The organism is Corynebacterium tuberculostearicum (assembly GCF_022347235.1).
GTDB lineage: Bacteria > Actinomycetota > Actinomycetes > Mycobacteriales > Mycobacteriaceae > Corynebacterium > Corynebacterium tuberculostearicum_F.
This window is the reverse complement of record NZ_JAKRDX010000001.1, coordinates 97,771-123,276: the sequence shown is the minus strand read 5'-3', so window position 1 is coordinate 123,276 and position 25,506 is coordinate 97,771. Positions and strand designations below refer to the sequence as shown.

General features: G+C 55.0%; 23 protein-coding genes and 1 pseudogene. 15 read left to right on the top strand and 9 right to left on the bottom strand.

Going from position 1 to position 25,506, the window contains the following annotated elements:
* Nucleotides 1-66 precede the first annotated feature (66 nt).
* Genes MHK09_RS00565 through MHK09_RS00545 form a run of 5 tightly spaced genes read right to left on the bottom strand, consistent with a single transcriptional unit; the run spans nucleotide 67 to nucleotide 5,922 of the window.
* Nucleotides 67-1,521, bottom strand: a complete 1,455-nt coding sequence (locus tag MHK09_RS00565; protein ID WP_046648445.1) for an MATE family efflux transporter — start codon at nucleotides 1,519-1,521, stop codon at nucleotides 67-69.
* A complete protein-coding gene (locus MHK09_RS00560) occupies nucleotides 1,503-2,564 on the bottom strand; it encodes a PLP-dependent cysteine synthase family protein (RefSeq protein WP_035011700.1) in 1,062 nt (353 codons plus the stop codon). Before MHK09_RS00560 ends, MHK09_RS00565 begins: the two co-directional genes overlap by 19 nt.
* Before the next feature lie 18 nt (nucleotides 2,565-2,582).
* Nucleotides 2,583-3,971 (bottom strand): alanine racemase, encoded by a 1,389-nt coding sequence (locus MHK09_RS00555; RefSeq protein ID WP_076772194.1) that lies wholly within the window; start codon nucleotides 3,969-3,971, stop codon nucleotides 2,583-2,585.
* The gene (locus MHK09_RS00550; protein ID WP_250412327.1) at nucleotides 3,965-4,957 is read right to left on the bottom strand and encodes an ornithine cyclodeaminase; all 993 of its coding nucleotides are present in this window, start codon (nucleotides 4,955-4,957) and stop codon (nucleotides 3,965-3,967) included. The genes MHK09_RS00555 and MHK09_RS00550 overlap by 7 nt, the downstream gene beginning before the upstream one ends.
* Nucleotides 4,954-5,922, bottom strand: a complete 969-nt coding sequence (locus MHK09_RS00545; protein ID WP_035010186.1) for a TauD/TfdA family dioxygenase — start codon at nucleotides 5,920-5,922, stop codon at nucleotides 4,954-4,956. Before MHK09_RS00545 ends, MHK09_RS00550 begins: the two co-directional genes overlap by 4 nt.
* A gap of 164 nt (nucleotides 5,923-6,086) precedes the next feature.
* On the opposite strand from MHK09_RS00545, the gene MHK09_RS00540 reads away from it, so the two are divergent.
* From MHK09_RS00540 to MHK09_RS11845, 5 genes and pseudogenes are all read left to right on the top strand, one after another.
* Entirely contained in the window at nucleotides 6,087-7,619 is a 1,533-nt protein-coding gene (locus MHK09_RS00540) for an ABC transporter substrate-binding protein (RefSeq protein WP_250412326.1), read from the top strand.
* A 1-nt stretch (nucleotide 7,620) separates the two neighbouring features.
* Nucleotides 7,621-8,568, top strand: coding sequence for an ABC transporter permease (locus MHK09_RS00535; protein ID WP_035010180.1), 948 nt, complete (start codon nucleotides 7,621-7,623; stop codon nucleotides 8,566-8,568).
* The gene (locus MHK09_RS00530; protein ID WP_035010177.1) at nucleotides 8,565-9,356 is read left to right on the top strand and encodes an ABC transporter permease subunit; all 792 of its coding nucleotides are present in this window, start codon (nucleotides 8,565-8,567) and stop codon (nucleotides 9,354-9,356) included. The genes MHK09_RS00535 and MHK09_RS00530 overlap by 4 nt, the downstream gene beginning before the upstream one ends.
* Before the next feature lie 20 nt (nucleotides 9,357-9,376).
* Nucleotides 9,377-9,863, top strand: a pseudogene (locus tag MHK09_RS11850) (ATP-binding cassette domain-containing protein); the annotation flags it as partial.
* 263 nt (nucleotides 9,864-10,126) lie between these two features.
* Nucleotides 10,127-10,819, top strand: a complete 693-nt coding sequence (locus MHK09_RS11845; RefSeq protein WP_436232093.1) for an ABC transporter ATP-binding protein — start codon at nucleotides 10,127-10,129, stop codon at nucleotides 10,817-10,819.
* Between the two features lie 121 nt (nucleotides 10,820-10,940).
* Here MHK09_RS11845 and MHK09_RS00515 read toward each other — a convergent pair.
* A protein-coding gene (locus MHK09_RS00515; RefSeq protein WP_250412324.1) for an IS3 family transposase occupies nucleotides 10,941-12,175 on the bottom strand; the annotation gives its coding sequence in 2 pieces (ribosomal slippage) (nucleotides 10,941-11,887 and nucleotides 11,887-12,175; 1,236 coding nt in all).
* Nucleotides 12,176-12,263: 88 nt separating this feature from the next.
* Between MHK09_RS00515 and MHK09_RS00510 the strand changes: the two genes are divergently transcribed.
* Nucleotides 12,264-13,295, top strand: coding sequence for an ATP-dependent 6-phosphofructokinase (locus MHK09_RS00510; protein WP_250412322.1), 1,032 nt, complete (start codon nucleotides 12,264-12,266; stop codon nucleotides 13,293-13,295).
* A 79-nt stretch (nucleotides 13,296-13,374) separates the two neighbouring features.
* On the top strand, nucleotides 13,375-14,343 hold the full coding sequence (locus tag MHK09_RS00505; protein WP_436232092.1) for a bile acid:sodium symporter family protein: 969 nt from the start codon (nucleotides 13,375-13,377) through the stop codon (nucleotides 14,341-14,343).
* 13 nt (nucleotides 14,344-14,356) lie between these two features.
* Here MHK09_RS00505 and MHK09_RS00500 read toward each other — a convergent pair whose 3' ends face one another.
* Nucleotides 14,357-15,142, bottom strand: a complete 786-nt coding sequence (locus tag MHK09_RS00500; RefSeq protein WP_250412319.1) for a DUF4261 domain-containing protein — start codon at nucleotides 15,140-15,142, stop codon at nucleotides 14,357-14,359.
* Nucleotides 15,143-15,199: 57 nt separating this feature from the next.
* Between MHK09_RS00500 and gatB the strand changes: the two genes are divergently transcribed.
* The 4 genes from gatB to MHK09_RS00480 all read left to right on the top strand — a co-directional run bounded on the left by gatB (nucleotide 15,200) and on the right by MHK09_RS00480 (nucleotide 20,614).
* Nucleotides 15,200-16,705 carry an Asp-tRNA(Asn)/Glu-tRNA(Gln) amidotransferase subunit GatB gene (gatB, locus tag MHK09_RS00495; RefSeq protein ID WP_250412317.1) on the top strand — a complete coding sequence of 502 codons (1,506 nt, stop codon included), beginning with the start codon at nucleotides 15,200-15,202 and terminating at the stop codon, nucleotides 16,703-16,705.
* A 137-nt stretch (nucleotides 16,706-16,842) separates the two neighbouring features.
* Nucleotides 16,843-17,895 carry an NAD(P)-dependent alcohol dehydrogenase gene (locus MHK09_RS00490; protein ID WP_250412315.1) on the top strand — a complete coding sequence of 351 codons (1,053 nt, stop codon included), beginning with the start codon at nucleotides 16,843-16,845 and terminating at the stop codon, nucleotides 17,893-17,895.
* A 203-nt stretch (nucleotides 17,896-18,098) separates the two neighbouring features.
* Complete coding sequence (locus MHK09_RS00485; protein ID WP_250412313.1) at nucleotides 18,099-19,526, top strand: YkvI family membrane protein; 1,428 nt, start codon at nucleotides 18,099-18,101, stop codon at nucleotides 19,524-19,526.
* 17 nt (nucleotides 19,527-19,543) lie between these two features.
* A complete protein-coding gene (locus MHK09_RS00480) occupies nucleotides 19,544-20,614 on the top strand; it encodes an aldo/keto reductase (protein ID WP_250412312.1) in 1,071 nt (356 codons plus the stop codon).
* Between the two features lie 19 nt (nucleotides 20,615-20,633).
* Here MHK09_RS00480 and MHK09_RS00475 read toward each other — a convergent pair whose 3' ends face one another.
* Nucleotides 20,634-21,326, bottom strand: coding sequence for a LysE/ArgO family amino acid transporter (locus MHK09_RS00475; protein WP_250412310.1), 693 nt, complete (start codon nucleotides 21,324-21,326; stop codon nucleotides 20,634-20,636).
* A 70-nt stretch (nucleotides 21,327-21,396) separates the two neighbouring features.
* Here MHK09_RS00475 and MHK09_RS00470 point away from each other — a divergent pair, with 70 nt between their 5' ends.
* The 4 genes from MHK09_RS00470 (at nucleotide 21,397) to MHK09_RS00455 (ending at nucleotide 24,188) form a co-directional block, all read left to right on the top strand.
* On the top strand, nucleotides 21,397-22,269 hold the full coding sequence (locus tag MHK09_RS00470) for a LysR family transcriptional regulator ArgP (protein WP_250412308.1): 873 nt from the start codon (nucleotides 21,397-21,399) through the stop codon (nucleotides 22,267-22,269).
* A 69-nt stretch (nucleotides 22,270-22,338) separates the two neighbouring features.
* On the top strand, nucleotides 22,339-23,289 hold the full coding sequence (locus MHK09_RS00465; RefSeq protein WP_250412306.1) for a DoxX family protein: 951 nt from the start codon (nucleotides 22,339-22,341) through the stop codon (nucleotides 23,287-23,289).
* A gap of 127 nt (nucleotides 23,290-23,416) precedes the next feature.
* On the top strand, nucleotides 23,417-23,881 hold the full coding sequence (locus MHK09_RS00460) for a hypothetical protein (RefSeq protein WP_250412305.1): 465 nt from the start codon (nucleotides 23,417-23,419) through the stop codon (nucleotides 23,879-23,881).
* The gene (locus MHK09_RS00455) at nucleotides 23,874-24,188 is read left to right on the top strand and encodes a transcriptional regulator (protein ID WP_239208423.1); all 315 of its coding nucleotides are present in this window, start codon (nucleotides 23,874-23,876) and stop codon (nucleotides 24,186-24,188) included. Before MHK09_RS00460 ends, MHK09_RS00455 begins: the two co-directional genes overlap by 8 nt.
* On the opposite strand, the gene MHK09_RS00450 is transcribed toward MHK09_RS00455, so the two are convergent.
* Complete coding sequence (locus MHK09_RS00450; RefSeq protein ID WP_250412304.1) at nucleotides 24,163-25,434, bottom strand: glycosyltransferase family 87 protein; 1,272 nt, start codon at nucleotides 25,432-25,434, stop codon at nucleotides 24,163-24,165. The genes MHK09_RS00455 and MHK09_RS00450 overlap by 26 nt on opposite strands.
* Between the last annotated feature and the right edge of the window lie 72 nt (nucleotides 25,435-25,506).

Genomic DNA, 25,506 nt, shown 5'->3' with positions numbered 1-25,506 from the left:
GTGTTGCACACGAACGTGAACGACCGGATACCTGCGACGTGGATATCGCTTTGAGGGACGAGTTCTTTAGAGTTTCACGGTAAGGTCTTTACGCGTCGCGAGAAGGAAAGCTCTCCAAAGGATTATTGAAGAACTGGCAAGCCCGATGACCAATCCCCACCACACCCCGTGAGGCCCTAGACCGATGGGAAAAGCAAGTATTAAAGCAGCTGGCAAACCTATAATCCAATAACCAGTGAGGGATGCCTTCAAACCAGTAGTGGTGTCGCTAATCCCGCGCAGGAGACCGATAGCTATGTTTTGTGCAGTATCGACAAATTCCATCACTGCGCCAATAGCCAACAACCCCAATGCGATGCTTAATGTCTCGGTGGCATTGGATTTCTCGGAGCTGCTTATAAATGGGGAAAGTACGAGGCGGGGAGCGCAAAGAAAGCTGACGGAAGCAACAGCAACGATGGCAGCCATCATCGTTTGAGTTCGAATGCCGACTTGGCGTGCAAGGGAGTTGTCATTCAGACCCCAAGCGCGACTCACAAGAATAGAGCTGCCGTGGGAGAACCCAACACCAATCTGGAAAACAATAAAGGTTATTTGATAGACGACGTTGTGCGCTGCGAGTGCTTCTGTGCCAAAGGATCCCATGACCATCGCCAGCACAGAAAACATGCCCGCTTCGGCTCCGTAGGTTGCTGAGACTGGAAGCCCCAGACGAAGCTGAGTGCGGACGAGGTGACGGAGCCTTCCGTGCATCGTGTCTCCGTCGGCACTCCAGAAATCGAGGGCAAGAAAAGTTGAGAGGTCGGGATCTCGGATGGTGATTCGCAGATAAATTAGGGCCGACAATAAATGAACCAGTGTGGTGGACAGTCCAATGCCTAGCAGACCCAATGCAGGAAACGGCCCGAATCCAAAACCGAGCGCGTAGTTCAACGCTGCATTCACTACGATCATCGCCACGGTTATGTGTAGTAGCGATTTTGGTTTGCCGAGGCCTACACAAAACTGACGGGAGACTTGGAACCACAAACAAGGAACAAGACCTGGCGCGAGCAACCACATCATGGAAGTGGCTGCGGAACTAATCTCAGCGGACTGGCCGAAAAACGGTAGGGCGTAGGCAATCGCCATCAGAACCAGTGCTCCCACTAGACCGCTGACAGTTGCTAATAGCCAGCCGGCGCGTGAGAGGTTGCGAATTTCGCGTTGCAGCGTAGCGGCAGATAGTTCGGAGTCCGCTCGCTCGCGAGATTTGCTTTCGTAGAGTGAATGAGCCGACGCAATTCTATTGCCCAGCGGTGTTAATAGGCCCACGGCCATTGTGCGTATCTGGTTAAACCACACAACTGCCAAACCTCCGCCAGCAAGAGCCCCGAGGCTAAGTTGGCCCATCATGAAAGTGTCGGTGGTTGAAATTGCGATATTCGCAAGCTGTGTGCCGGCAAGGGGAAGAGACAACGCCAAAATCTGGCGGTTTAGTTTCTGAGAGGTAGCTCCGGGCACTACTTTTCCTTCGACCATGAAACTCGTGTTGAATTTAGCGAAATTGGGCTTTCCCCAGCGCGCAATGACATAACTTGTTCCCAAATTTTGTCCTCGAGGGCGACATCGAGTAAACCACGTTCGGACATCCACTCATCGTTGAATACGGTATCTAGATACTTTTCCCCTCCATCGCACACCATGGTCAACGATGTAGAGCCAGCGGGAAAGCCCGGCAGGAGCTCGAGGGCTGCTATTACGGCTCCGCCAGCAGATCCTCCCAGTAGAAGCCCCATGTGCTTTCCGATTGTTCGGCATGCAGCGAAAGCTGCTTTGTCGGATACCTTTGCTCCGTAGTCGAGTAAGTCGTAGCGAACTGAAGTGCCGATAACTGCACCTTCGGGGGTGCCCGTTCCAGATTGCCAATAGTCGTGTCCAGGAGCACCGAATGCAATGGAACCTTCCGGTTCGACGCCTATAATAGTGGGACGGTGTCCCAATTGATGGAGACGTTCAGTAACTCCAAAGAGGCTTCCACCTGTGCCTACGGCACTAATGATATGAGTCGGACTTTCCCCAAGATCATTCAAAATTTCATCAGCTGCAGGGTAATAACCCATCGAGTTTGCGACATTGTCATGCTGCTTCATGAATACCCAGCCGTGTTGTTTGCCGAGCTCCTCAGCATGGTTTTCTCTAGCCGATGTGGCGAGCGAATCGTCATCTTGATTGGAAACGAAGCACATCTGTGCATTCATTGCACGCATGGAGTTCAATTTATCTTTACAAGAATGATTATCGACGACTGCTACGAAGTCGTATCCGCGCTCAAGTGCAAGAAGTGCTAAGCCCTGTCCAGTATTACCGGAAGTCGATTCAACGATAGTGCCATGCTCTTGAAGTCGGTTATCCTGCTCTGCCGCCTTAATCATCGACTGGGCCATCCGGATTTTCGCACTTCCAGTTGGGTTGAATTGCTCGAGCTTAAGCAAAACGCGACTTTTCTGGGGCGTACAGACAAGCTCGAACAGAGGAGTATTGCCAATGAGTTGAGACATCTGCGTATAAATTCTTTTTGGCATCTTTATTTGGCCTCTGTTCTAGCGATCTTCCGTGATGGTCATGGTGACAGGATTAAAGGCGTATTTCTGAGGAATCCGATATCCGTGGAAAGCAGACTCGTTCGAGTCCATTTGATACCCGGCTGTGTCGGGATAGACTAGGAAATCTCCAGGTCGAGGCCTGTCGGGGAGTTGAATCATTCTTTTGCTGAGATAATCGCTGTCTAAGCACGTTGATCCGGAAACTGCTGTTGCGGTAGCTACTCCCGAGTCGATAATGACTCCGTTGCGCACAAGGTATGGGTCCGGATAATACTCCGAGTTGAACCATTGCTCTGAGAGGCTGAGACTAGTTCCACGTACGACAGTTACTGTCCGTGCAGCATTGGGCAATGCGTGACACGAAAGAACAGGAAAGAAACTAGCACCCGCGAACTGGCATAAAGACCGTCCAGGCTCTGCCAAAATCTTTATGTTGTGACGATGAGCGCGCTGAGCCATGGAGTCCGAGCTGCGTCGAGTGGACTCCATATCTCGACGTGTCAGTGGGCGATGTTGATTAGCTATAAACCGTAGTGAGTATTGTCCGGATAAAGGTGATCCGAACGGATATTGGTCTTTAGGTTTATCCGAATCTATGAACATTTCGTTTTTTAGTCGAGATTGCAGGTTTCGCCAGACTCCATACTCGACTGAGCTTGTGGGAAATCCACCTCCAATGGAAATAGTGTCGGCCCGTGGAGACAGGGAGCGCACCTTGAGTAGGGTGTCGATTGCCAGATGCGACATGTTTATCCTCTCGTGGAGGTCATAACCGTTGCAGTGGAAACTTAGGCCGGTAATTTCGATGTTGGCACGGCCTTGGCTAAGACGAGCGGTTAGAGACAAGGCGGTATCGATGCTCATACCAAACCGTGTGGAGGGGGTTTGGTTCGCAATCCGGAGAAGAACTCGGAGCTGATTAGGCGTATCGATTTCGTCGACAAATTGGGAAATTATTCTTGAATCTACTTCATTGGAAATCGTTAGAGTTGCATCGTGGCAAACTGCCAAATGGATAAGTTCTCGACTCGGTGTAGCACCAGTAATGATTAATTTATTTCCTGGTACACCAGCGGCCAGAGATGATTGGAACTCTTCGACGCTGGCGACATCGATTCCACTGTCGAAACCACGAAGAGCACTCAGTGCTATCTCGCGACTGAAGTGCGCGGACTTATTTGCCTTTTTGCCAAACCGGATACCGAATTTAATGCCGACTTCCTTAGCGGTTGTATGCCAGGCTGAAAGTGTTTGAGCAAATTGGTTTGGGCAAAGGACATGAAAAGGGGTGTCGGAAAGCTCAGCAATGAAGTCAAGTTTCCCTGAGCCAATCAGAGCCGTTTGCCAGCTTGGAACATCAATCTTGCATGATATGGCACTTACCACAGGGATATCTCCGTCCCGAATCCCTGCTTAAGACCTTCCTTGGCGAGGATTTGGCCGACAGCGATATCGGTTAGAACTAGTCCGCTGTTATAGCAAAACGTAGTTTCGTCAATACGAGGCAGTTTGCGCCCTTTGCGGAGCAAATCGGATAGTTCGGCATGGACATTCGGCAACCGACCATCGGTGTCAGCGTAATCGCGACCGGTAACATTCATCTGTTCGATACTCGTCGTGATGACTCTGCTCGCTTGATGACAGATATCAGGGGCGATTCCGTAGCCCACAACAACGACGGTTGCGTGCCGGGGAATATCGGATGCTGTGACAGTACAACGAGTCTCAGGTCCAGCGGCCCCGATAATGAGATCACAGTTTGAACTCACAGTTGTAGGATCGTCTACAATCTTGATTCTTATTTTTCGGCTAAGCTTCACTGCTGCTGTTGATGCAATCTTGGCGCCTTTCTCTAGTCCCACGCTGTGGCTGCCGGCGAGATAAATCGTGTTTAATGTTTCAAAGGTTTCAAGGAGAAAAGGGGCTGCGTTTTGTCCTTGGGTTCCCGAACCGATGATGAGAGCGCTCTGAGGAATTGCACCAGCATACTGTGCCAATAGCGCTGAGACTGCCGGGGTTCTGAGAGTTCCTGCCGCAGCGCCGTCGAGAAGTGCAATAGGATATCCGCTGGAATCGTCGTACAGTGTGAGGGTCGTGTAATAGCTTCTATCCCTGGCGCTTTGTTGGTGAGTTTTGCTCCAATGGGTATAGGAAGTCTTGAATCCGACGGAATTTGAAGAACGACTTCTGCCGACCATCGAGTAACTCACGCTTTCAGGTACTTCAACTTTGATTTTCCCTGGGCACAGAGTTCCTGGCTGGTCGAGCTCGATGAGAGCGGATTTCACCGACTCGAGTACGGACTCGGGTGAAATTTTTATTTGAGCTAATTCTGATCTGCTGAGGACGGTCAGGTTAGTTCGCTGTTTCATAGGATTTCACCATCCATAAATCGGATGTGTTGGCCGTAGCCGGGTTCGTTGATTTCATTGATGGGGCGTGTGTTTTTGGTTCCCATAATGTTGATGCGTAGCATCCAGCGGTCGGTCCCGTCGTAGTTGGCTACGAAAGGTACTCGTCCGTGGGCGCATCGGTCATTGTTGATGATGACCATCTGACCTGGCTTTATAGGCACCGTATAGGTGACAGTGTGAAGAGCCTGTTGAAGCTTCTCAAATGCCTCCCACCACTGTAAGGTTCCAGAATTTTTGTCTGTGTAGGCGGGGTCAAACCTCATGCCTAAATTGCCATCAGTTTTCCAGATTGATGTCATGGCAGTAGGAGCTGCATATTCGTAATCACCGTAAGATGCATCTGGAATAATGATGGCTCCGTCCCCGGTTAGAATTTTTTTCGAATCTACATCGAGTAGATGCCATGCTTCATCGATGGGGGCCAGCGTAGTGCCGACATTTTTGGGGTTACGAAGACCAAATAAAGCGAAGTGCGTCGCGCGCCGCGGATGAAAAGCATCTTCCGTGTGCAGAGTCAATGTGGTGTTGCTGCTGGCGCCAACTTGCTGGTTCTCCTGGCCGCGGGTCGGCACCAAGTCTGTGGTGATACGGCCTTTCTGCTGTCCGAACCATCCGAATGGGCGACCGACAGCGCTAGCGATAATCGCAAGAACGAATCTCCAGGTTCGGACCTTGCCAACGCATTCCTGCCACGTGGCTGGGGTAGGTCCGTGAACTGCAGGGAAGGGAAGTCCATGGATGGAAGTGGCATGGGCAGTAGGGGAGAGCAGAATTAGTTCTTTCAGTTCCTCCAGCTCATCAGTCAAAAGATGATTGATGGCATTGTACGAGTCGGGAGAGTTAATCTTCTGTGTCGCAGCCAGTTCGTCGGCAGCTTTAACGATCCTGTGTGAGAGTTCTTGGCTCAGGTGCAAATTCTGCATGACAAAGAGATTAGGTGAGGGTAACCTATGCTGTAAAGGGTGACCTAGATAATTATTCTTAAAAGAATTTCGTTAGTAGGCTTGCCTAAGCTTTACTGCTGCTGTAGTTGTTAGTAATGTCTTTTCTCCTGTGGGCAGTCTTTCTTAGAGATTAAGGAACCATCATGACCAATTTTTCTCGACGCCAATTCCTCGCTGCAATGGCAGTTATTGGGACAGGCACTTTTCTGACGGCGTGTACGTCACGAGAGTCGACGGCAGGGGATGGGGCTGCCAGTGGGGATGAAGTCGAAAACGTTAATGTGCTGCGTGTTGGGGCTCTCGGGAAAGCGGCAAGAGCTCAACGAGACCCTTACCAGCTTTTGCCTAATGATTCAGATATGCTTATTAGCTCCCTGATCTGGGAGGCTCTGACGGTGCCGGGCGAGAAAGAAACTGTAGTGCCACGCCTGATGCAGGAATGGAAACAGAATAATCCGACTGAGTGGGAATTTATGATTGCCGACGGCGCTACCTTCCATGATGGTTCCTCGGTCACATCTGAAGATGTCGTGTGGTCGTTGAAGAAGATGCTTTCGGATGAGGAAAACTCATTCCGGCTTCCAGTGATGCCTGATAGCATTCGTGCTGCTGGAGCCAACGTCGTTGTGATGGAAACTGCGGAACCGAATTCACAGCTTCCGATGCTTGCGCGATTGATGACCTTCGTGATGAAGAAGGGTTCTTCTGCTGAAAAGCCCATTGGATCGGGGCCGTTCCAGCTGGTCAGTTGGGAAAATGGTTCTGCTAAGCTCAAGCGTTTCGATAACTATCACGGAACAGTAGCAGGAGTTGCTGAGGTCCATGTCATTCCATTTGAAGACTCCACCGCAATGACTAATGCGCTGTTGTCCGGGCAAATTGACTTAGCTCAAGCTGCGGGTCCTATTGCGGCCCGATCCGTCGAAGGAAATGAAGATATAAAGATTGTGCGCCGGATGAATGACTCGGTTATTCCACTAATCATGCGTACCTCAGATGGGCCTTTCTCAGATGTGAAAGTTCGTCAGGCGCTGCGCCTTGCAGTTGATCGGGAGCAAATCATCCAACGAGCTCTCTCCGGTTATGGAACCCCTGCAAACGACATTCTTGGAACGGCAGATTCGAACCTGGATTCTTCGTTAGTGCGTAAGCGTGACGTTGTGAAAGCGAAGAATCTCCTCCAAGAGGCAGATTTTGACCTTGAGAAAACGTATGACTTGTACGTTACCCCTGAGGCTCCGGGTCAAGTAGAGGCGATGAAGGTTATCGCTGATCAGGTGAAAGAAATCGGCATGACTCTCAATGTAGTGGAGCAGGATTCGGGTACTTTCTACGACGAGACATGGACCAAGGCAGACCTATATTGTGGCTATTGGGGAACTAACGATTCCGTGCTCTTCTTCGCCGGGAAGGTTCTCGACGGTGACGCGGCCTCTAATGAGACCGCATTTGATGATGCTGAATTCAACGAGATCTATGACCAGGTACTGGAAAGCACCGATACTGAGAGAATTAACCAGCTAAGCCGCCAGCTGCAGAAGATTGAGTTCGAGCGATCCGGGTATCTGGTCTGGGGTGCATCTGACGGAGTCGATATTGCGAGAGCTAATTTGAGTGGTCTGCCTAAGGCTCCAGGCTATGGTCGTGTCCTTCTTGAAACCGTCCAGAAGGCTTAGTGTGCCAGCGGAAATCGCGCGTTGGCTTATTCCTCGGCTGATAATTCGTGGAGGCTTACTTTTCGCAGTTCTCGGACTTGTTTTTGTAGCGATTGATTGGCTGCCCGGTAATGCTGCCTCCGCAATCTTGGGCGCAAACCGGACCCCGGAAGCTCTGGCAGCGCTAGAAAGAAACCTGAATCTTGATAAGCCGCTTATGGCCCGCTTCCTGAGCTGGCTGGGAAGTGCGTTTGCGGGCGACTTTGGTACTTCCGTAAACGGAGTACCGATTATTAATCTGCTGAGTTCAGCGCTGCCTGTGACGCTGGCAACAACTGGTATGGCATTTTTAGTCACTGCTGTTCTTTCGGTAGCAATCGCCATTTTTTGGGCTTCACGTGCTGAAAAACCCTGGATTTCGCACATTATTGACCGATCGACAGTGGCATTAATTGCGCTACCAGAGTTTGTCGTTGGTGTGTTTCTGGTAGCGGTATTCTCTCTCTGGCTTGGTTGGTTTCCCGCGGTCACTATCACCGCGGAAGGCTTGCCAACCCAGATAAGTATGTACGCATTACCGGTTATGGCGCTGGTAATTCCTCAGGCGGCCTGGAATTCGAGAATGCTTTTCGCAGCGTTCGAGGATGCTTCTCACAACACTGCGGTCCGCAATGCTGAGCTAAACGGAATCGTGGGAAATCAGCTGGCACTTCGACATATCCTGCCGCTATCCGCACCGACATTTGCTACTTCAATGGCTACAACAGCAGGTGTTTTGGTAGCAGGGACAGTCACAGTCGAAGCGTTATTTAACCATCCTGGAGTGGGGCTTTTGGTGTCTAATGCAGTCGCGCAACGGGATATCTCGGTGATTCTTGCCGTACTTGCTGTAACAGGGGCGATCATATTGGTGTTGCTGACTGTGGCAGATGCAATAAAAGTCGCATTCACCCCGAAGGTGCAACTATGATTCGAAGGTTTTTAGCGGGGGCCTTTATCGCCCTAGTGTTAGGCGGACCGGTCGCTGCTGGTTTGTTTGGCATTGAACTGTCGGCGCATGGCGTGCCCTTCGCTAACGGTAACGAGGAGGGTTTCCTAGGAACAGAACACCTGGGGAGAAGCGTGGGCGCTGCAGTGCTTGTCGGTGGCCGGTCCTTGGTCGTAACTGCAATTATCGTCGGTTCTTTGACCACGGCATTTGGCGCTCTATTCGGTATCTTGGGGTCGCTAAAGCCAAAACTGGGCTTCTTTATTGAAGCAGTGGCGGATGTCACCATCTTGGTGCCCGCAGTAATTCTTTTGCTTTTAACCGCAGTCTTGTATCCCAATGGTGGGCTACCAGCGCTTATTGGTGTTTCGGTTGTGGTGGGTACGCCTTATGCTGCCCGTGTGGTCGCCACCGCCACCTATCCCGTTGCTAACGCTGGTTATGTTCAGGCTGCGCTGGGCAGTGGCGTATCGACCGTCTCGATAATCTTGCGGGACATCATTCCCAATATTTCCGCAGTACTTCGTTCGGTATGGAGTCTTCGCATTATCGAAGCGCTGTATGTGCTGGCTACGGCGAGCTTCCTTGGGGTCGGGAGAAGCCTCGGTGAGTTTGCATGGTCAGCGATGGTGCGGGATAACGCGAGTGGAATATCACTGAACCCCTGGTCAGTACTTGCACCAGCCGCCGCGTTGGCAGCGACATCGATTGCTGTAGTGGCCCTGATTAATGGGAGGCAGAAGGAACCGAAGGATGTGCCGAGCTCGTGATTGATGTAGATATTTCCGTGATGCAAAGCGGGCACGTTATCCTACCCCGCACAGTGCTCACTGCCCGAGCGGGTGAAATTACGGTTTTAACTGGGGTGAGCGGCTCCGGGAAGACCTCACTTTTAAAGGCATTGATTGGTGCGGTACCGGAGAGATCGGAAGTAATTGGTGAGGTTTCTGTCGAGTCCAGTGAGTGGCGAGATGTAAACCCGCTGGAGCTTTCATCATGTGAATTAGCTCATTTTCGCCGTGAGCACATTGCTTTCGTAGGACAGGATCCGGGCGCCGAGTTGCCACCATTGATGTCAGTAGCCCGGATGCTCCGGGAGCTAGCTCCAGCGGCCGACGTTGCAGCGTTGCTGCAGCGTGTAGATCTTCCAGCCAGCATTGCTTCCCGACGTATTCACCAGCTTTCTGGTGGACAGCAGCGACGGGTGGCACTGGCTCGGGCACTATCGCGTTCGCCTGAAGCCATCGCTCTTGATGAGCCCTTCGCCGGCCTTGACTCCGATACTTCGACGGTAATCGCTCATCTGCTAAGAGGCCTCGCGGATAGTGGCGTTACGGTCATTTTCACCGCCCACCAGGTTCCTAAGCTTGCGATTTGCATTGACTCGGTCGTGGCTGTCGGGAATGGAACGGAAAAAAGCGATTCGATCACCCAGCGCGTGGAACGCCAGAGTGTAGAGACGACTTCTGGCCACAGCCCGCGTTCAGTAACGAAAGGCATCCAGGTCACAGAACTCTCCAAAGCCTCGATTGGTGAATCTATGCCGGGGGCGGGGGCAGGGGCGGGCGCGTCTCCAGTCTTAAGAGTTTCCAACCTGAGCTGCGTGAATAATGAACGCGTGACTCTTTTTCAGGGCCTCTCTTTCGCTGTACAGCGTGGCACTATGGTTGGGGTCAAGGGACCGTCGGGAAGCGGAAAGTCGACACTACTTCGGTGCCTAATCGGGCTAAACCACGCAGAGTCGGGTGAGATTGAATGTGCTGGTGTAACTCGTGAAGCTAAGCGTACATGGCCACGGAAGAATCGTTTGATGATGCAGATAGTTCCGCAGGATCCTGCCTCTACGTTGAACCCGAAAATGACCGCGCTCGATGCCGTAGAGCGTGCAGTCCGGGTGTCGGTAAGGGGACGCCGTGACGCACGCCGAGCGGCAATAGATTTACTCGATAAAGTCGGTATCGATAAGCAGCTCGCACAGCGTAAGCCAAGTGGACTCTCTGGAGGGCAGAGGCAGCGTGTTGCAATCGCACGTGCTCTAGCCGTGCGCCCAAAGCTCCTGCTCTGCGATGAAATTACCTCGGCGCTTGATTATCAAGCAGCGACCAAAGTGATGAGCGTTCTGCAAGAACTCAACAGCGAGGGAATGGGCATAGTTCTAGTCAGTCACGATGATGAGCTGCTGCAATCGTATTGCTCCACGGTTATCCCAATTGGAACTGCAGCTGTGGGTTGAGACCAAAGCCCTGCTATTCGGGCCTTGGTCCCCTCCAGACCTTAAATAGGCAGCATCTTGAAGATCGGGCGCGGGATGTGCTTCAGCACCATCATCACCTGAAGTGCCCCGGGTTTTGTTCCTAGGCGTTTGCCTTGATTTCTATTATTTCCTGTGGCGGGTTCTGCTTCCAAAATTCGGTTTCGACCTCGACCGGGGTTCGGTAGTCCAAGCTTTGGTGGAGCCTAGTCTCGTTCCACCATGACACCCACTCGAACGTCGCGATTTCTACCTCGACAACATCATCCCACCTGCGAGCATGGATCAGCTCGTTCTTGTAGGAACCATTAACATTTTCTGCCAGAGCATTGTCATAAGAATCCCCGACCGTTCCGGTGGAAGCGGCAATCCCGTGCTGGGCAAGTCGCTGGTTGTAGACAACGCTGACATACTGTGAGCCGTGATCTGAATGGTGAATGAGACCTGTTGTTTCCTCAGCACACACGATCGCCTGGTTGAGAGCCTGCAGCGGCAGTGCTTCCGTCCGCATCGAGTCTGATAACGCCCACCCAACGATCCGTCGAGAGTAAACGTCGGTGACAAACGCGGCGTACACAAAGCCTTTCTTCGTGCGCACATACGTAATGTCGGCCACCCACAGTTTATTCGGGCCCTGAGCTTTGAACTCACGCTCGACCAAGTCCGGGCGCAGATCAGGCACATTAGCCTTACGGGTTGTGAGAGGTGATCTGCCTTTGCCTTTGCCAGAAGCACCGGCCAAGCGCATCAACCGAGCAGTTTGTTCACGACCGATATCAATTCCGTCACGGCGGAGAGCATGCCACATTTTCCGCACGCCGTAGACGCCGTAATTATCCCGATGAACAGCACTAATGCGGTCGACCAGCACAGCATCACGAAGGCGACGAGCACTTAACCCACGGGCCTTGGACTGGCGATACCCACGCGAGGTGATGAACCCACCAGCCCGGTTATCCTTCAACGTCTTACAGATGAACTCGACAGAGAAACGATTCCGGTATTCATCGATGAATCGGATCATTTCCGACGTTTTGGGTCGAGTTCCGACGCGAAAAAAGCTGAGGCAGCCTTCAGCAGCTCGTTAGTGTCGCGTAGCTCTTGATTTTCACGACGTAGCCTCGCGTTCTCGGCAGCCAAATCTTCAGGCACAGGTTCTGGAATGTTTCCCGCACGGCGGGCCTGCTGAGTCCATTGACGGGCCGTGTGCCATGAAACCCCCAGCTTTGGAGCTACTGCCTGGCACGCGGCTTGCATCGACATATTTTCCGCCAAGATGCGGTCTTCCACAAGACGGACCACACGGTCCTTCGCATCCTGGTCAAATTTCCTTGGCACGTTCCAAATTTTCCCATCTACTCAAACGGAACAAAACCTGGGACACTTCACTCTGCAGGCCTAAAAATCGCGCGCTAGATTGGTAGATATGCGTCTAGGTGTTTTAACGTCCGGCGGCGATTGCCCCGGCCTCAATGCTGTAATCCGTGCGGTAGTGCGTACCGCATCCAATGAATTTGGAGATACCGTTGTAGGTTATGAAGACGGCTGGGTGGGCCTGATGGAAGACCGCCGCCGCGATCTTTATGACGATGCGGAAATCGACCGTATTCTGTTGCGCGGCGGCACCATCCTGGGCACCGGCCGCCTGCATCCGGATAAGTTCAAGGCCGGCCTTGACCAGATTAAGTCCAACATGGCGGATGCCGGGGTGGATGCCCTTGTCGCCATCGGTGGTGAAGGTACCCTCAAGGGCGCAAAGTGGCTTTCTGATAACAGCGTGCCGGTAGTGGGCGTGCCGAAGACCATTGATAATGACGTTAACGCCACCGACTACACCTTTGGTTTCGATACCGCCGTTTCTGTGGCCACCGATGCTATCGACCGTCTGCACACCACCGCGGAGTCCCATAACCGCATCCTGATCGTGGAGGTTATGGGCCGCCACGTGGGATGGATTGCCCTGCATGCCGGCATGGCCGGTGGTGCGCACTACACCGTGGTACCGGAAGAGCCCTTCGATATTGCGGAGATTACGAAGGCGATGGAACGCCGCTTCCAGATGGGCGAGAAGTACGGCATTATCTGCGTGGCAGAAGGCGCCCTCCCGAAGGAGGGGACTATGGACTTTGAGGCCGGCGGCGTCGATCAGTTTGGGCACCAGACTTTCAATGGCATCGGCCAGGTAATCGGCGATGAAATCAAGGCACGCACCGGGTATGACGTGCGTACGACCGTGCTGGGGCACATTCAGCGCGGCGGTACGCCGACGGCTTATGACCGCGTGCTTGCTACTCGCTACGGCGTGCACGCAGCGCGCGCCATCCACGAGGGCAAGTCCGGCATGTGTGTTGCCCTCCATGGTGAGGATATTGACCTCGTCCCGCTGGAAGAAGCAGTGGGTACGCTCAAGACGGTGCCGGAATCGCGTTATCGCAACGCCCAGGCGCTCTTTGGCTAGAGGCATTCCGCGTTCCGAATATTAAGATAGCGCTCCCACTGGGTGGGAGCGTATTCTTTTGCCTATGAGTATCGATAGTATGACAGATAATCGGGTGGAGGCGAACGCTGCGCCCTCCTCAGCACAAGACCGTCAAGCACTTATTGCAGCGCTAGGCTTTCCCGTGCTCGTGATTATCGGTGGCGTGGTGGGATACCTCGCGCCAGAGACCGCAGCTTCCTTCGCCCCGCAGGTCACCCCGCTGCTGGGAATTGTCATGTTCGGTATGGGCCTAACCCTCAAGCCGGTGGATTTTGCCTTGGTGGCACGCCGTCCGCTGCCCGTTCTCATCGGAGTGGTAGCGCAGTTTGTCATTATGCCGCTGGTGGCGCTGCTGGTAGTCGCGGTGATGGATCTTCCCGATGCTGTAGCTGCCGGCGTTATCCTTGTAGGATGCGCGCCCGGCGGTACGAGTTCCAATGTGGTGTCTTATCTTGCACGCGGTGATGTGGCTCTGTCGGTGACCATGACGTCCATTTCCACCCTGTTGGCGCCGGTCCTTACCCCATTGCTGACCTTGTGGCTGGCAGGGGAGTACATGCCGGTCTCCGTCTCCGCCATGGCGTGGTCCATTGTGAAGGTCGTGCTCATTCCAGTAGTCGCCGGCATTCTCATCGGCATGCTGGTTCCGCGCGTGGTGACAAAGATTAACGCGGCATTGCCGTGGATCTCGGTTGCGGCCATTTCGGCCATTGTGTGCATCGTGGTCGGCGGAGCGCACGACACCATCGCTACCGCAGGCGTACTCGTCTTTGCCGCAGTGGTAATCCATAACGCCTGCGGCTACGGCTTGGGCTACCTGGCCGGAATGCTGACCAAGCAGCCGGTTACCGCGCGGCGCACCATGGCCGTCGAGGTGGGCATGCAAAATTCTGGCTTGGCCACCTCCCTGGCATCGACCTATATGAACCCATTGGCCGCCCTGCCAGGTGCCGTCTTTTCGGTGTGGCACAACCTCTCTGGTGCGGTGCTGGCAGCCATCTGCCGCTATTCGGATTCCCGGAAGTAGGACCGGGAACCCGCTATAAATTAATCGTGACCGCAGGATAGGATTCGTCTACAAACCAGGGTTCTTTCTGCACGGTCAGGGGTGGCTGGCCTTGCTCGAAAGATAGGGTGTCGCCGTCTTTGACGGTGGCGCCTTGGAGCACGTGGTCTGCGATATTGGCCAGCTTGTAATACAGATCGGTGGGATCCATGGATTCGGTGGCCGCCTGGATTTCGGGGTGTCCGGCTTGGACCAGCCCAACGGTATAACCCAAGATCTTGTTTTCTTTTTGGGTAAGCCACACCGGAGCGATGTGCATTGGAGCAAGGTTATCCCGAACGGCCTCGAGGAAAGTATTCGGCGCAATGGATACGTTTCCGCGGGGGTTGTGGACTATCAGGCAGTCGGGGTGCTCGGCTACCACCGCGGTGGCCTTGGAGAGCAGTTCAAGGTGTTCGCGGCGGGCCTCGCGGAATTGCTTCGCGCGATCATCTTCGGTCTCTTGGGGAAGCACGGATACGAGGATTTGTGCGGTGGCGGAATCGAGGCCGCGGGAATCCGCGCTCAAAATGGGGTGGAGGCCATAGCTATCGCGAGTGGGAGGGGTATCGACGGCTTGGTAGTGCAATAGGAAGGAATCATCAAGCTCGACCATGATGCTTCCCGGATTCTTGCCCGGCATGATATCTCCCAGGCGATCGCCAAAAGTGGTGGTCAGGCGTTCGCTTACCTCCTCAGGGGTAGGGGCAGTGCGGAAGACTGCGATGTTGATCAATGGGGCATCGATAAGCGCGGCATCAACGCTATGTGGTGTAGTCATAATATTCAGCTTAGGGGCGTGAGCGCGCGGGCGCATGGACGTATTAAGATGGCACGCATGACTGCTGCGATGTATGACCTGATGGACTTCGATGAGGTCCTAGAAAAGTTCGAACCGGTAATGGGCATGGAAGTCCACGTAGAGCTGGATACGGAAACCAAGATGTTTTCTACCTCTCCTACGAACTTCAACGCAGCGCCTAATTCCAACGTTGACCCGGTCTCCCTGGGTCTGCCCGGTGCGCTGCCGGTAGTTAACTCCAAGGGCGTGGAGGGCGCCATCAAGATTGGCCTGGCGCTTAATTGCTCCATTGCGGAGTCCTCCCGCTTTGCCCGCAAGAATTACTTTTACCCGGACCAGCCGAAGAACTATCAGATTTCCCAGTACGACGAGCCGATTGCCTATGACGGCTACCTGGACGTTGTACTGGAAGACGGCACCGAGTGGCGCGTGGAAATCGAGCGTGCCCACATGGAGGAAGACACCGGCAAGCTGACCCACCTCGGTGGTGCAGACGGCCGTATTCACGGCGCCACGGCATCCCTGGTGGATTGTAACCGTGCGGGCATTCCTCTCATTGAGATCGTTACCAAGCCGATCATTGGCGCCGGTGAGCGCGCGCCCGAGGTGGCTAAGGCCTACGTTTCCGCGCTGCGTGAGCTCGTTGCAGCCTTGGGCGTTTCCGACGCCCGCATGGATCAAGGCTCCATGCGTGTGGACTCCAACCTATCCCTGCGCCCGGTGGGCCAGGAAGAGTTTGGTACCCGCACCGAGACCAAGAACATTAACTCCCTGCGTTCCGTGGAGCAGGCGGTTCGCTTCGAAATGCAGCGCCAGGCGCAGGTGCTCGAAGATGGCGGCACCATTGATCAGGAAACCCGCCACTATCAAGAGACCGACGGCACCACCGCCAAGGGTCGTCCAAAGGAGACGGCGGAGGACTACCGTTACTTCAACGATCCGGACCTGCCGCCGGTCATCGCACCGCGCGAGTGGGTAGAAGAGCTGCGCCAGACCCTTCCGGAGCTGCCATGGGTTCGCCGTGCGCGCATCCAGGAAGAGTGGGGCATCAAGGATGAGGAGATGCGCGACTTGGTCAACGCCGGCGCCCTCGACCTCATCGTGGATACCGTTGAGGCCGGCGCGAAGCCGGACGAGGCGCGCTCCTGGTGGGTTTCCTACCTGGCCGGCAAGGCCAACGAGCAGGAGACCGATCTTGCTGGTCTGTCCATTACCCCGCAGCACGTGGCGCGCGTTATCGCGCTCGTCAATGAGGGCAAGCTGACCACCAAGCTCGCACGCAAGGCCGTTGATGGTGTGTTGGCGGGCGAGGGTGACGTCGACGAGGTCGTCGAAAAGCGCGGCTTGGAGGTCGTGCGCGATGACGGCGCCATCGAGAAGGCCGTAGATGACGCGCTGGCCGCCAACCCGGACATCGTGGAAAAGTACCGTGCCGGCAATAAGAAGGTCACCGGTGCCATCGTGGGTGCGGTCATGAAGGCCACCCAGGGCAAGGCCGATCCGGGCCAGGTCAATAAGCTCATCGCAGAGAAGCTGAACTAAGACCCCCACATAGCCAGCCGCGTTTATCCCTCTTCAACCGAAGGGACGTGGCTGGCTTTTTGGTTTTCCTTCCCTGCCGGAACTGGTGATAATTTTCGTTAGGCGAGGTCAGTGGGGTTAAGCGTAGGGTCGTGGGCATGACAATTAAGAGCAAAGTATTGCAAAAGGAAAGCCCTGAAGCTCCATTCAAGGTCGTAGAAATTGAGCGCCGCGATCCGCGCGAAGGCGACGTGGTCATTGATATCAAGGCTGCGGGCATCTGCCACTCCGATATTCACACCATCCGCAACGAATGGGGTCAAGCCCACTTCCCGCTGACGGTGGGCCACGAGATTGCCGGCGTCGTGGAAGCCGTGGGCGATAAGGTCACGAAGTTTAAAGTCGGCGACCGCGTTGGCGTTGGCTGCCTGGTCAACTCCTGTGGCGAGTGCGAACAGTGTCGCAACGGACAGGAGCAGAACTGCCTGAATGGCAATGTGGGCACCTATAACTCCGAAGACGTAGATGGCACCATTACCCAAGGCGGCTACGCCCAGAAGGTAGTCGTCAACGAAAACTTTGTGTGCACCATTCCGGAGGGTATCGACTTTGATGTCGCAGCCCCGCTGCTGTGCGCCGGAATCACCACCTATTCGCCGCTGGCTCGCTGGCAGGTCAAGGAAGGCGATAAGGTTGCCGTAGTAGGCCTAGGCGGCTTGGGCCACATGGGTGTGCAGATCGCTGCGGCAAAGGGCGCGGAAGTAACCGTAATTTCCCGCTCCCTGCGCAAGGAAAAGGAAGCCTATGAGCTGGGTGCGAAGCACATTCTGGCCACCGGTGAGGACGAAGACTTCTTTGCCAACCACCGTGGCGAATTCGACGTCATCTTGTCCACCATTTCTGCCCAGTACTCCCTCAATGACTACCTGCAGTTGCTCAAGCCGCGCGGCATCATGTCCGTTGTGGGACTTCCGCCGGAGGAGCTGGGGATTCATATGAGTAGCCTCGTTGGCGGCGGCAAGGTGCTTACGGGTAATAACATCGGCGGCATTGCAGAGACCCAGGAGATGCTGGACTTCTGTGCCGAGCACGGTATCGGCGCCGTCATTGAAAAGATCGGCGTTAACGATGTTGATGACGCCTATGAGCGCGTGGTGGCAGGCGATGTAAAGTTCCGCTTCGTGATTGACACCGCGACCTTCGATGACTAAAGCGTTAGGTTGATTTCGCCTAATCACCAAATGTGATTTATCACAACATCGGTATGTGTCAGTAGGTGTTTAACGGGTCACTTACGTACCATTCCTTAAGGAACGCATACCGGTGTTGTGGGACCCAAGTGCTGGGGAGTGGGGGACAAGGGGCCGCGCGCACCAGTATGCGAGAGATATTCGCTACAAAAAGTTAGGCAACCGTGTCTTCTAAAAACATTATCGCCATTGCCATGTCCTTCGTGGGCTTGTTGGTGGGCGCCGGCTTTGCCACGGGCCAAGAGGTGGTGCAGTACTTCACTGCCTTTGGTTCCTGGGGTATTCCCGGCATCATTATCGCCGCACTCATCATGACCCTTGCCGGTACCGTGTTCTTGCAGCTGGGCAGTTACTTCCACGCTTCTGAGCACAACACCGTTTTTCGCAATGTCACCCACCCGATCGTCTCCAAATTGCTGGACATCGCGGTCATCATCACCCTCTTTGCTATTGGCTTTGTGATGTTGGCCGGCGCGGGTTCCAATATGGAGCAGCAATTTGGCTGGAAGACTTGGATCGGCTCCACGCTCATGCTGGTCTTGGTTTTGATTGTCGGCATGCTCGACGTGGACAAGGTATCCAAGGTTATTGGTGCCGTAACGCCGACCATCATCATTGCGGTCATCGGCGTGGCCATCTACACCGGCCTCAATATGCCGGATGACATCGGCGCTGCTATGGACGCCTCCAGCCAGATTGACACCCCGATTGGTAACTGGCTCATTTCAGCACTCAACTACAACGGCCTTGCCCTGATGCTCGCCGTATCCATGTCCCTGGTTATCGGCGGCGACAATATCAGTCCGCGCGAGGCCGGTTGGGGCGGCGTTGTAGGCGGCATCATCTACTCCATCATGATGGGCCTTGCCGGATTCTCCTTGCTGATGAACTCGGACAAAGCGCAAGGCTCCGATATTCCGATGCTGTCCTTGGTAGATGACGTTAACCCGACGCTGGGTGCCATCATGGCGGTCATCATTTACATGATGATCTTTAATACCGCTATCGGCATGTTCTACGCGCTGGGCAAGCGCCTATCTGCCGGCCATGAGAAGCGCTTCCCGGTTATCTTTATCGTTGGCTGCTTGGCCGGTTTTGCCGTGTCCTTCGCCGGCTTTAAGACCCTGATGAACTACATCTACCCAGTCATCGGCTACATGGGCATTCTGATGGTGGCCATCTTGGTCTTTGCTTGGTTCCGCAGCCAGTCTCAGATCCAGGATGAGGCCGTGCGCCGTGAGCGCGTACGTGCCCTCATGCACCTGAAGCTGCACCCAGACAAGGACTACGACGCCGAGCGCTACGACGATGAGATTGGCCAGCACATCGAGGACTCCAATATGGACAATGAGGCCCTCTACGATGAGCTGGTGGAGGAAGTCACCGAAGAGCTCGATGGTGACGACGACGTGGACTTTGACAAGGAAAAGTACGAAGAAAACCGCCACGACCACTCTTACTACACCGAGCGTGATGCGGTAGAAACTGACCGCACCCCGGAAGAAATTGAAAAGTGGGTCGAAGAAACCGGCGCATCCGGCGACCCTGAGGAAGATGAGGAGCTACCAAAGGCTGACAATTCCAAGAATTAAGCGGACAATGGGGTGCTATGAGTATCTATGCACCCGCATCTGACCGTTATGATTCGATGGAGTACCGCCGAGTAGGCAACTCTGGGCTGAAGCTGCCGGCCATTTCCCTTGGCCTATGGCAGAACTTCGGTGACGACCGTCCCCTGGCCACGCAGCGCGACATCCTGCGCGCGGCGTATGACCGGGGGATTACTCATTTCGATTTGGCCAATAACTATGGCCCTGAACCAGGTGCCGCCGAGGACAACTTCGGTCGCATCTTCGCCCGTGATTTTCGTCCCTTCCGCGATGAAATGATCATTTCCTCCAAGGCCGGCTGGGTGATGAATGATTCGCCCTACGGCTTTGGTGGCTCCCGCAAGTACTTGGTGAGCTCCTTGGACGCTTCCCTGAAGCGCATGGGCTTAGATTATGTGGACATCTTCTACCACCACCGTCCGGACCCGGATACCCCGCTGGAGGAGACCTTGTACGCGCTGCGCGATATCGTAGCTTCCGGCAAAGCCCTCTATGTGGGCATTTCTTCCTATGGTCCGGAGCTCACCGCGGAGGCCGTGGAGTTTATGGAAGATGAAGGCTGCCCGCTGCTGATTCATCAGCCCAGCTATTCCATTTTGAACCGCTGGATTGAGCGCCCGGGCGAAGACGGCGAGTCGCTGCTTGATGTTACGGCGCGCACTGGCCTGGGTGTCATCGGCTTTGGTCCACTAGCACAGGGCATGCTGACGGACCGCTATATCGACGGCATCCCCGCAGATTCGCGTGCGGCGAAGAACAAGACCCTGGAAAAGGAATGGCTCAATGAGGAAAACCTTTCCATGATCCGTTCGCTCAACGATATTGCAGGCAAGCGCGGCCAGTCGCTGGCCCAGATGGCCATCTCGTGGGTGCTGCGTGATCAGGGTGATCGCACGCTTACCTCGGCGCTGTTAGGCGCTTCCTCGGTGGAGCAGCTCGAGCACAACCTGGGCGCGCTGGACAAGCTTGACTTCAGCGCAGACGAGCTGGCTGCGATTGACGACGCCGCCCATGACGCCGGCATCAACCGCTGGGCAGGCGCCACTGCGTCGCGCGTTCGCGGCGACTAGGCGCGGTGGCGCTCGTTCTCTAGAGCAGGAGCAACTTGAGCGTTAGGCCAATCATGATGACGCCGATGCCCAAGTTGATCCAGCGCCATACCGTGGGGCGGGACAACACATGGGAAAAGCGCGCGGCCCCAAAGCCGATGAATGGGAACCAGGTGAAGCTGGCGCAGATAGCACCCACAGCGAACAGCCAGCGCCCTGACTCGCCGTATTGGTTGGCAATGCTGCCGAGCATGACCACCACGTCCACGTAGGCGCCTGGGTTAAGCCACGTTAAGGCCAGGGCGGTCAATAACGGCTTAACCCAGGAAGGGGAGCGCTTTATCTCCACCCGAGTTTTAGTCTTTGTTGTGCTGCGGGATGTAGAACCATCGAAGGTGGCGACTTCTTGAGGGGTGTTCGGCTGGGTGGATTCGACCTCGATGGCCTCGCCTTTGGTCTTTAGTGCATCGCGGAAGCAGGTAAAGGTGAAATACGCCAGGTAAGCGGCGCCAACATATTTCAGAACCTGCAGGGCGGTGGGGAATTTTTCTACCAAGTAGCCCACACCGGCCGTGCCGGCGGTAATCAGGATGACGTCGGACAGCGCGCAGACGGCAATGATTAAACCGATGTGATCACGGCGGATGCCGAATTTGAGCAGCATGGCATTTTGCGGGCCGACGGCCACGATAAGCGATAATCCCAGAAAGAAACCAGCAAGCACGATGGACATGCTTTCTAGTGTGAATTCTTAGGCTGGATTAGTCCAGTTAATGATTCTTCAGTTGGTTTAGAATAGCTTCATGAACCCGGTGCACCTAGAAACCTTGCTTGCAATCGTGGACGAAGGAAGCTTCGACGTTGCCGCGGCCGTGCTCGGTATATCGCCGTCTGCGGTGAGTCAGCGAATCAAAGCCTTGGAGTCGAGCACTGGACGAGTACTCCTTCGTCGTGCCACCCCAGTAACCGCCACGGAGGCAGGGGAGATCCTTGTGCAGTCCGCGCGCCGCATGGCTTTGGTGCAGGCAGAAACGGACGCCCGCCTAGGCCAGCGCTTAGCCCGAGTTCCGCTATCGGTCGCCGTAAATTCAGATTCTTTGGCGACGTGGTTTAGGAGGGTTCTTAGCGATACCGCGCGGCGGGGCGACGTCGCCTTGCGCATCCGGATTGAGGATGAGGCGCGCACCCTGGCAATGTTGCGGCGTGGCGATGTGCTGGGCGCAGTAACGAGGGAAGCCACGCCGGTTTCGGGCTGCGAGTCGAGCTTTTTGGGCACCATGCGATACTTTCCAGTCGCGGCACCGCATATTGCAGAAGGTTTCCATAGCGGTCGGCTGAGCTGGGAAACCATGCCCTTGGTGGGGTACGGGCCGAACGATCAGGTATTGGATGATGCGATGCGCGAGCGTTTCATTGATTCGGCCGTGGTGCGTGCCCGGGTGTCACAGATTCCCTCTTCCGAGGGCTACCTCGAGGCGGTTCGCGTCGGCCTAGGGTGGGGATTGCTGCCCCAAGCCCAGGCACTGCCGCTTTTGGAGGCGAAAGAGCTGGTGCTTCTCGACGGCTCCCCGCTCGATATCGACCTATATTGGCAGCGTTGGCGCTTGGAGTCAGAGGTTTTGGGTGAACTTACGCGTTCGGTTATCGAGGCTGCGACCGATCTAGTGGCGACGTAGTACGCGTGCTCGCGCGGCGCGCCGCGGTGGGTACCACAAAAGTGCAGGCACGTGCCCTAAGTTGGAGCTATGAGCGATAAGCAGCAACCGGATAAAGCCACCCCGTTTGATGAGGATATGGACGTGCCTACCTACAACGCGAAGCCCGCTAGTAAGGATTCTGTCTCCGGCCCGGGAAAGTCGAAGCCCGGTCTTTTCGAGCGCGCCGGCCGCGCTGAGCCGCAGGAGATCAAGCCTTCCCAAGCGCAGCAGGACCACCCGGAAACCGAGGTACTGACCTATTCCAGTGCTAATGAAGCCGCACGTCAGGACAGTGACGCCGGCGAGGAGACCGTAGCCTTCGCACAACCGGAGTCCACCACGTCGGCCAGCGTAGAGCAGGAGACGGCACTTGCTACTGCCGGCACCCCTGTGGACAGCACCCTCAGCACAGAAACCGCAGAGGAGCGCGAGGGCCGCCTGCAGGCGGAGCAGGAGGAAAAAGAAGGCTACCACCGCTACGGTCGCCGCGGCACTATCGACTTTGGTCTGCTATTCATTCGCATCGCACTGAGCGCCTACCTAATCACTGCCGGTGCAAAAACCTTCTTCGAGCTCGGCGATAGCCAGGGCTTGTCCGGTCTAGAGGGTGATTTTGCGAACTATGCTTGGGATACCGCGCTGTCGATTGCGGTTCCGACCATGCAGCTTATCGCTGGTGTATTCCTGTTGCTGGGACTCATTACGCCTCTGGCTGCCATGCTGGGCTTGGTAGTGACCGGCTTTAGCGCTGTCCACGAGCTAGCGCAGACCGATGCCGGTTTGGACGTCTTTAGCTGGCCAGATTCCGTCTGGCTTTCTTTGGTCCTCTTCGTTATCGCTGTGGGCCTGCAGTTTACCGGCCCGGGCTTCATCTCCTTGGACTTCAAACGCTCGTGGGCGCGCCGCCCGCTGGGCACTTCGTGGGTCTTTGTGCTTATCGGCGTAGCCATTCTCGTAGCGCTCTGGTTCTTTGGCGCGGGAGTTAATCCACTGAATTAATCTCCAAAAGATTATCCGTCGCAATCGCGGCGGATTTTCTTTTACCTCTTGCTTTCCGGGAGGGAAAGTATGATACTTTCTAAAGTGGAAAACAACGCAGGGTCGAGGGTGAAAGGAGGCGACGAATATGGATGACAGTGTGCACGAGGCCCTGGCGTTCAACAGGGAAATACAAAGGAAGCCTAGGGGGTGGCGAAAAACCGCGCTCAATGCTCTGGCAGCAGTGGTGCTTGCAGGGGGCTATTTCATCATTAGCCAGTGGGGAAAGGATATTTCTCCGTGGGTGTTTGTCGGCTTCTTCGTTGCCTGGATGGCAGTGCTTTTGTGGGTTGGTACCCATCAGAGCGATGTGCGCCCGAGCTATAGGCAAGATCCTTTCAACCAGCCGAAGCCAGATAAAAAGTTCTACACCAGTTCTATAGCGTTTTTTGCTCCGGTATTTTTCCAAACCTTTCTCGAAGGGCACTTGGTAATTGCGGCCATCGTTTTTACGCTGTGGGGTTGTGCTGTATTTTGGGTCCTCAACTCAGGGGCGATGGATCTGTCCACGCGTGACCAAGGAAACGACAAGCAGGCGAGTGGTGATGAGTGAGCTTGATCCAGTAATTCACCCGCTCAATCGGTTTAAGATTTGTGCGGTACTTAATGCTGCCGGGGCAGTGGAAGGCGCCATTAATAAGGAGATGCGCTTCGCGGCGATCCGGGACAAGGTGAATCAATCCGATGCCACGCTTTCTAAGCAATTGAGCGCCTTGGAAAAAGAGGGTTATATCAGCCGCTTTCGCGAGTACGGATCCTCGCGTGGCAAGGACACGGTGTGGGTGATGCTCACGGCCAAAGGTAAAACGGCATTCGATTCGCACCTTTCGGCACTTAAGACGCTAGCGGGGCAGGAGTAGCGGTGCGCGCAGTTTGGTTGCGCCGGGCGGCGTATAGCGCGGCCGTGTAAAGCGCGACGGACAGTATGGTTAACCAGACGAAGTCATCTACCCAAAACTTTTGGTAGCGCTCCATGGCGTGGACATCGACTTGATCGCCCCACCACCACTTGGGCGGGACGGTCAGCAGCATGCCTGCCCAGGCGACGAGGACGGTCAGCAGGCTGCCCGCGGCCCATCCAGATGGCAGCCAGGTCCAGGCGCGGTAGACAAAGACCGGGATGATGAGCGTGAGCCAGACCCAGTGGTGCGACCAGGAAACAGGGGAGATAAGGAGGAGGGTGAGGGCAGTGACCAATTGGGCGTCGACAAGCAGATGCTCCTCGCACAGTCGCTTGATAAGCCACGCAGCACAGGCAATAACCACTAGGGAAGCTGCGAGCCACGCAAGGTTGATGGTCAGTCCATTGGCGTCCATGGCCTCCGTAGAGGAATACATGCGCTGAATGGCTCCCTTGATGGAACTATTGGACTGGTACTCGGTTGCGACGCCGAAGTCGCCGCCAGAGCCCATATCGAGCAATTTAGAGCTGAAGAACTCCACGAACGCGTCCCAGCGGAAGGCTGCGGCAAGGAGGGTGGCCGCAACAGCGGAAAGGAGCGCTGTGGCAATCTGCTTCCACTCCTTGCGCACGAGGAAATACAGCAACATAGCCAGTGGGGTAATTTTGATTGCGGCGGCCAAGCCAATCAAGATACCTTGGGGCAAGAAGCGCTTGCGCGGAACGAGGTCGAGGATAACCAGCGCCATCACCACGATATTGATCTGCGCAAAACCATTGTTGAGGTCAACTGGTTCGAAGCGCAAGGCAATGGCCCAAGTAATGGCGGTGACGGGCAGGAGGAACTCTGGCTTTTTCAGGACTGCCTTGAATACAAAGTAGAGGCATAGGAGCACGAGAAGGTCAGACAGGACGACCACGATGTCGCCTGCCATATCGTGGTCAATGCTGTCAAAGGCCGTGAGAGGAACCATGACGAGCGCGCCAAAGGGCGGATAAATAAAGGGAAGTTCAATATCCCCGGCCAGCATGGGCTCGCTATAGACGGATCGGTGCTCAAGAAAGGCCTTGACGCCCTCGCGGTAGACCACCATGTCAATGGGAAAGTCCGTGATGCGGGTGTCTTGAATAATCTTGCAGGCGCCAAAAATGAGGCCCAGCAGAGCTAAGGCATAACGGAAAAATGGGGTGCGCGCGAGTTTCATCGCAGTACACTTTATGCGATCTGCAGGTAAACGGGTGCGCACCCCACCGAGGCTCACAGGGATTTAGCAGTT

Excerpts from the sequence above, each read along its gene's own strand:
- MHK09_RS00565 (WP_046648445.1), bottom strand. The coding sequence starts at position 1,521 with ATGGTCGAAGGAAAAGTAGTGCCCGGAGCTACCTCTCAGAAACTAAAC.
- MHK09_RS00560 (WP_035011700.1), bottom strand. The coding sequence starts at position 2,564 with ATGCCAAAAAGAATTTATACGCAGATGTCTCAACTCATTGGCAATACT.
- MHK09_RS00550 (WP_250412327.1), bottom strand. The coding sequence starts at position 4,957 with ATGAAACAGCGAACTAACCTGACCGTCCTCAGCAGATCAGAATTAGCT.
- MHK09_RS00545 (WP_035010186.1), bottom strand. The coding sequence starts at position 5,922 with ATGCAGAATTTGCACCTGAGCCAAGAACTCTCACACAGGATCGTTAAA.
- MHK09_RS00540 (WP_250412326.1), top strand. The coding sequence starts at position 6,087 with ATGACCAATTTTTCTCGACGCCAATTCCTCGCTGCAATGGCAGTTATT.
- MHK09_RS00530 (WP_035010177.1), top strand. The coding sequence starts at position 8,565 with ATGATTCGAAGGTTTTTAGCGGGGGCCTTTATCGCCCTAGTGTTAGGC.
- MHK09_RS11845 (WP_436232093.1), top strand. The coding sequence starts at position 10,127 with ATGCCGGGGGCGGGGGCAGGGGCGGGCGCGTCTCCAGTCTTAAGAGTT.
- MHK09_RS00510 (WP_250412322.1), top strand. The coding sequence starts at position 12,264 with ATGCGTCTAGGTGTTTTAACGTCCGGCGGCGATTGCCCCGGCCTCAAT.
- MHK09_RS00505 (WP_436232092.1), top strand. The coding sequence starts at position 13,375 with ATGACAGATAATCGGGTGGAGGCGAACGCTGCGCCCTCCTCAGCACAA.
- MHK09_RS00500 (WP_250412319.1), bottom strand. The coding sequence starts at position 15,142 with ATGACTACACCACATAGCGTTGATGCCGCGCTTATCGATGCCCCATTG.
- gatB (WP_250412317.1), top strand. The coding sequence starts at position 15,200 with ATGACTGCTGCGATGTATGACCTGATGGACTTCGATGAGGTCCTAGAA.
- MHK09_RS00490 (WP_250412315.1), top strand. The coding sequence starts at position 16,843 with ATGACAATTAAGAGCAAAGTATTGCAAAAGGAAAGCCCTGAAGCTCCA.
- MHK09_RS00480 (WP_250412312.1), top strand. The coding sequence starts at position 19,544 with ATGAGTATCTATGCACCCGCATCTGACCGTTATGATTCGATGGAGTAC.
- MHK09_RS00475 (WP_250412310.1), bottom strand. The coding sequence starts at position 21,326 with ATGTCCATCGTGCTTGCTGGTTTCTTTCTGGGATTATCGCTTATCGTG.
- MHK09_RS00470 (WP_250412308.1), top strand. The coding sequence starts at position 21,397 with ATGAACCCGGTGCACCTAGAAACCTTGCTTGCAATCGTGGACGAAGGA.
- MHK09_RS00465 (WP_250412306.1), top strand. The coding sequence starts at position 22,339 with ATGAGCGATAAGCAGCAACCGGATAAAGCCACCCCGTTTGATGAGGAT.
- MHK09_RS00460 (WP_250412305.1), top strand. The coding sequence starts at position 23,417 with ATGGATGACAGTGTGCACGAGGCCCTGGCGTTCAACAGGGAAATACAA.
- MHK09_RS00455 (WP_239208423.1), top strand. The coding sequence starts at position 23,874 with ATGAGTGAGCTTGATCCAGTAATTCACCCGCTCAATCGGTTTAAGATT.
- MHK09_RS00450 (WP_250412304.1), bottom strand. The coding sequence starts at position 25,434 with ATGAAACTCGCGCGCACCCCATTTTTCCGTTATGCCTTAGCTCTGCTG.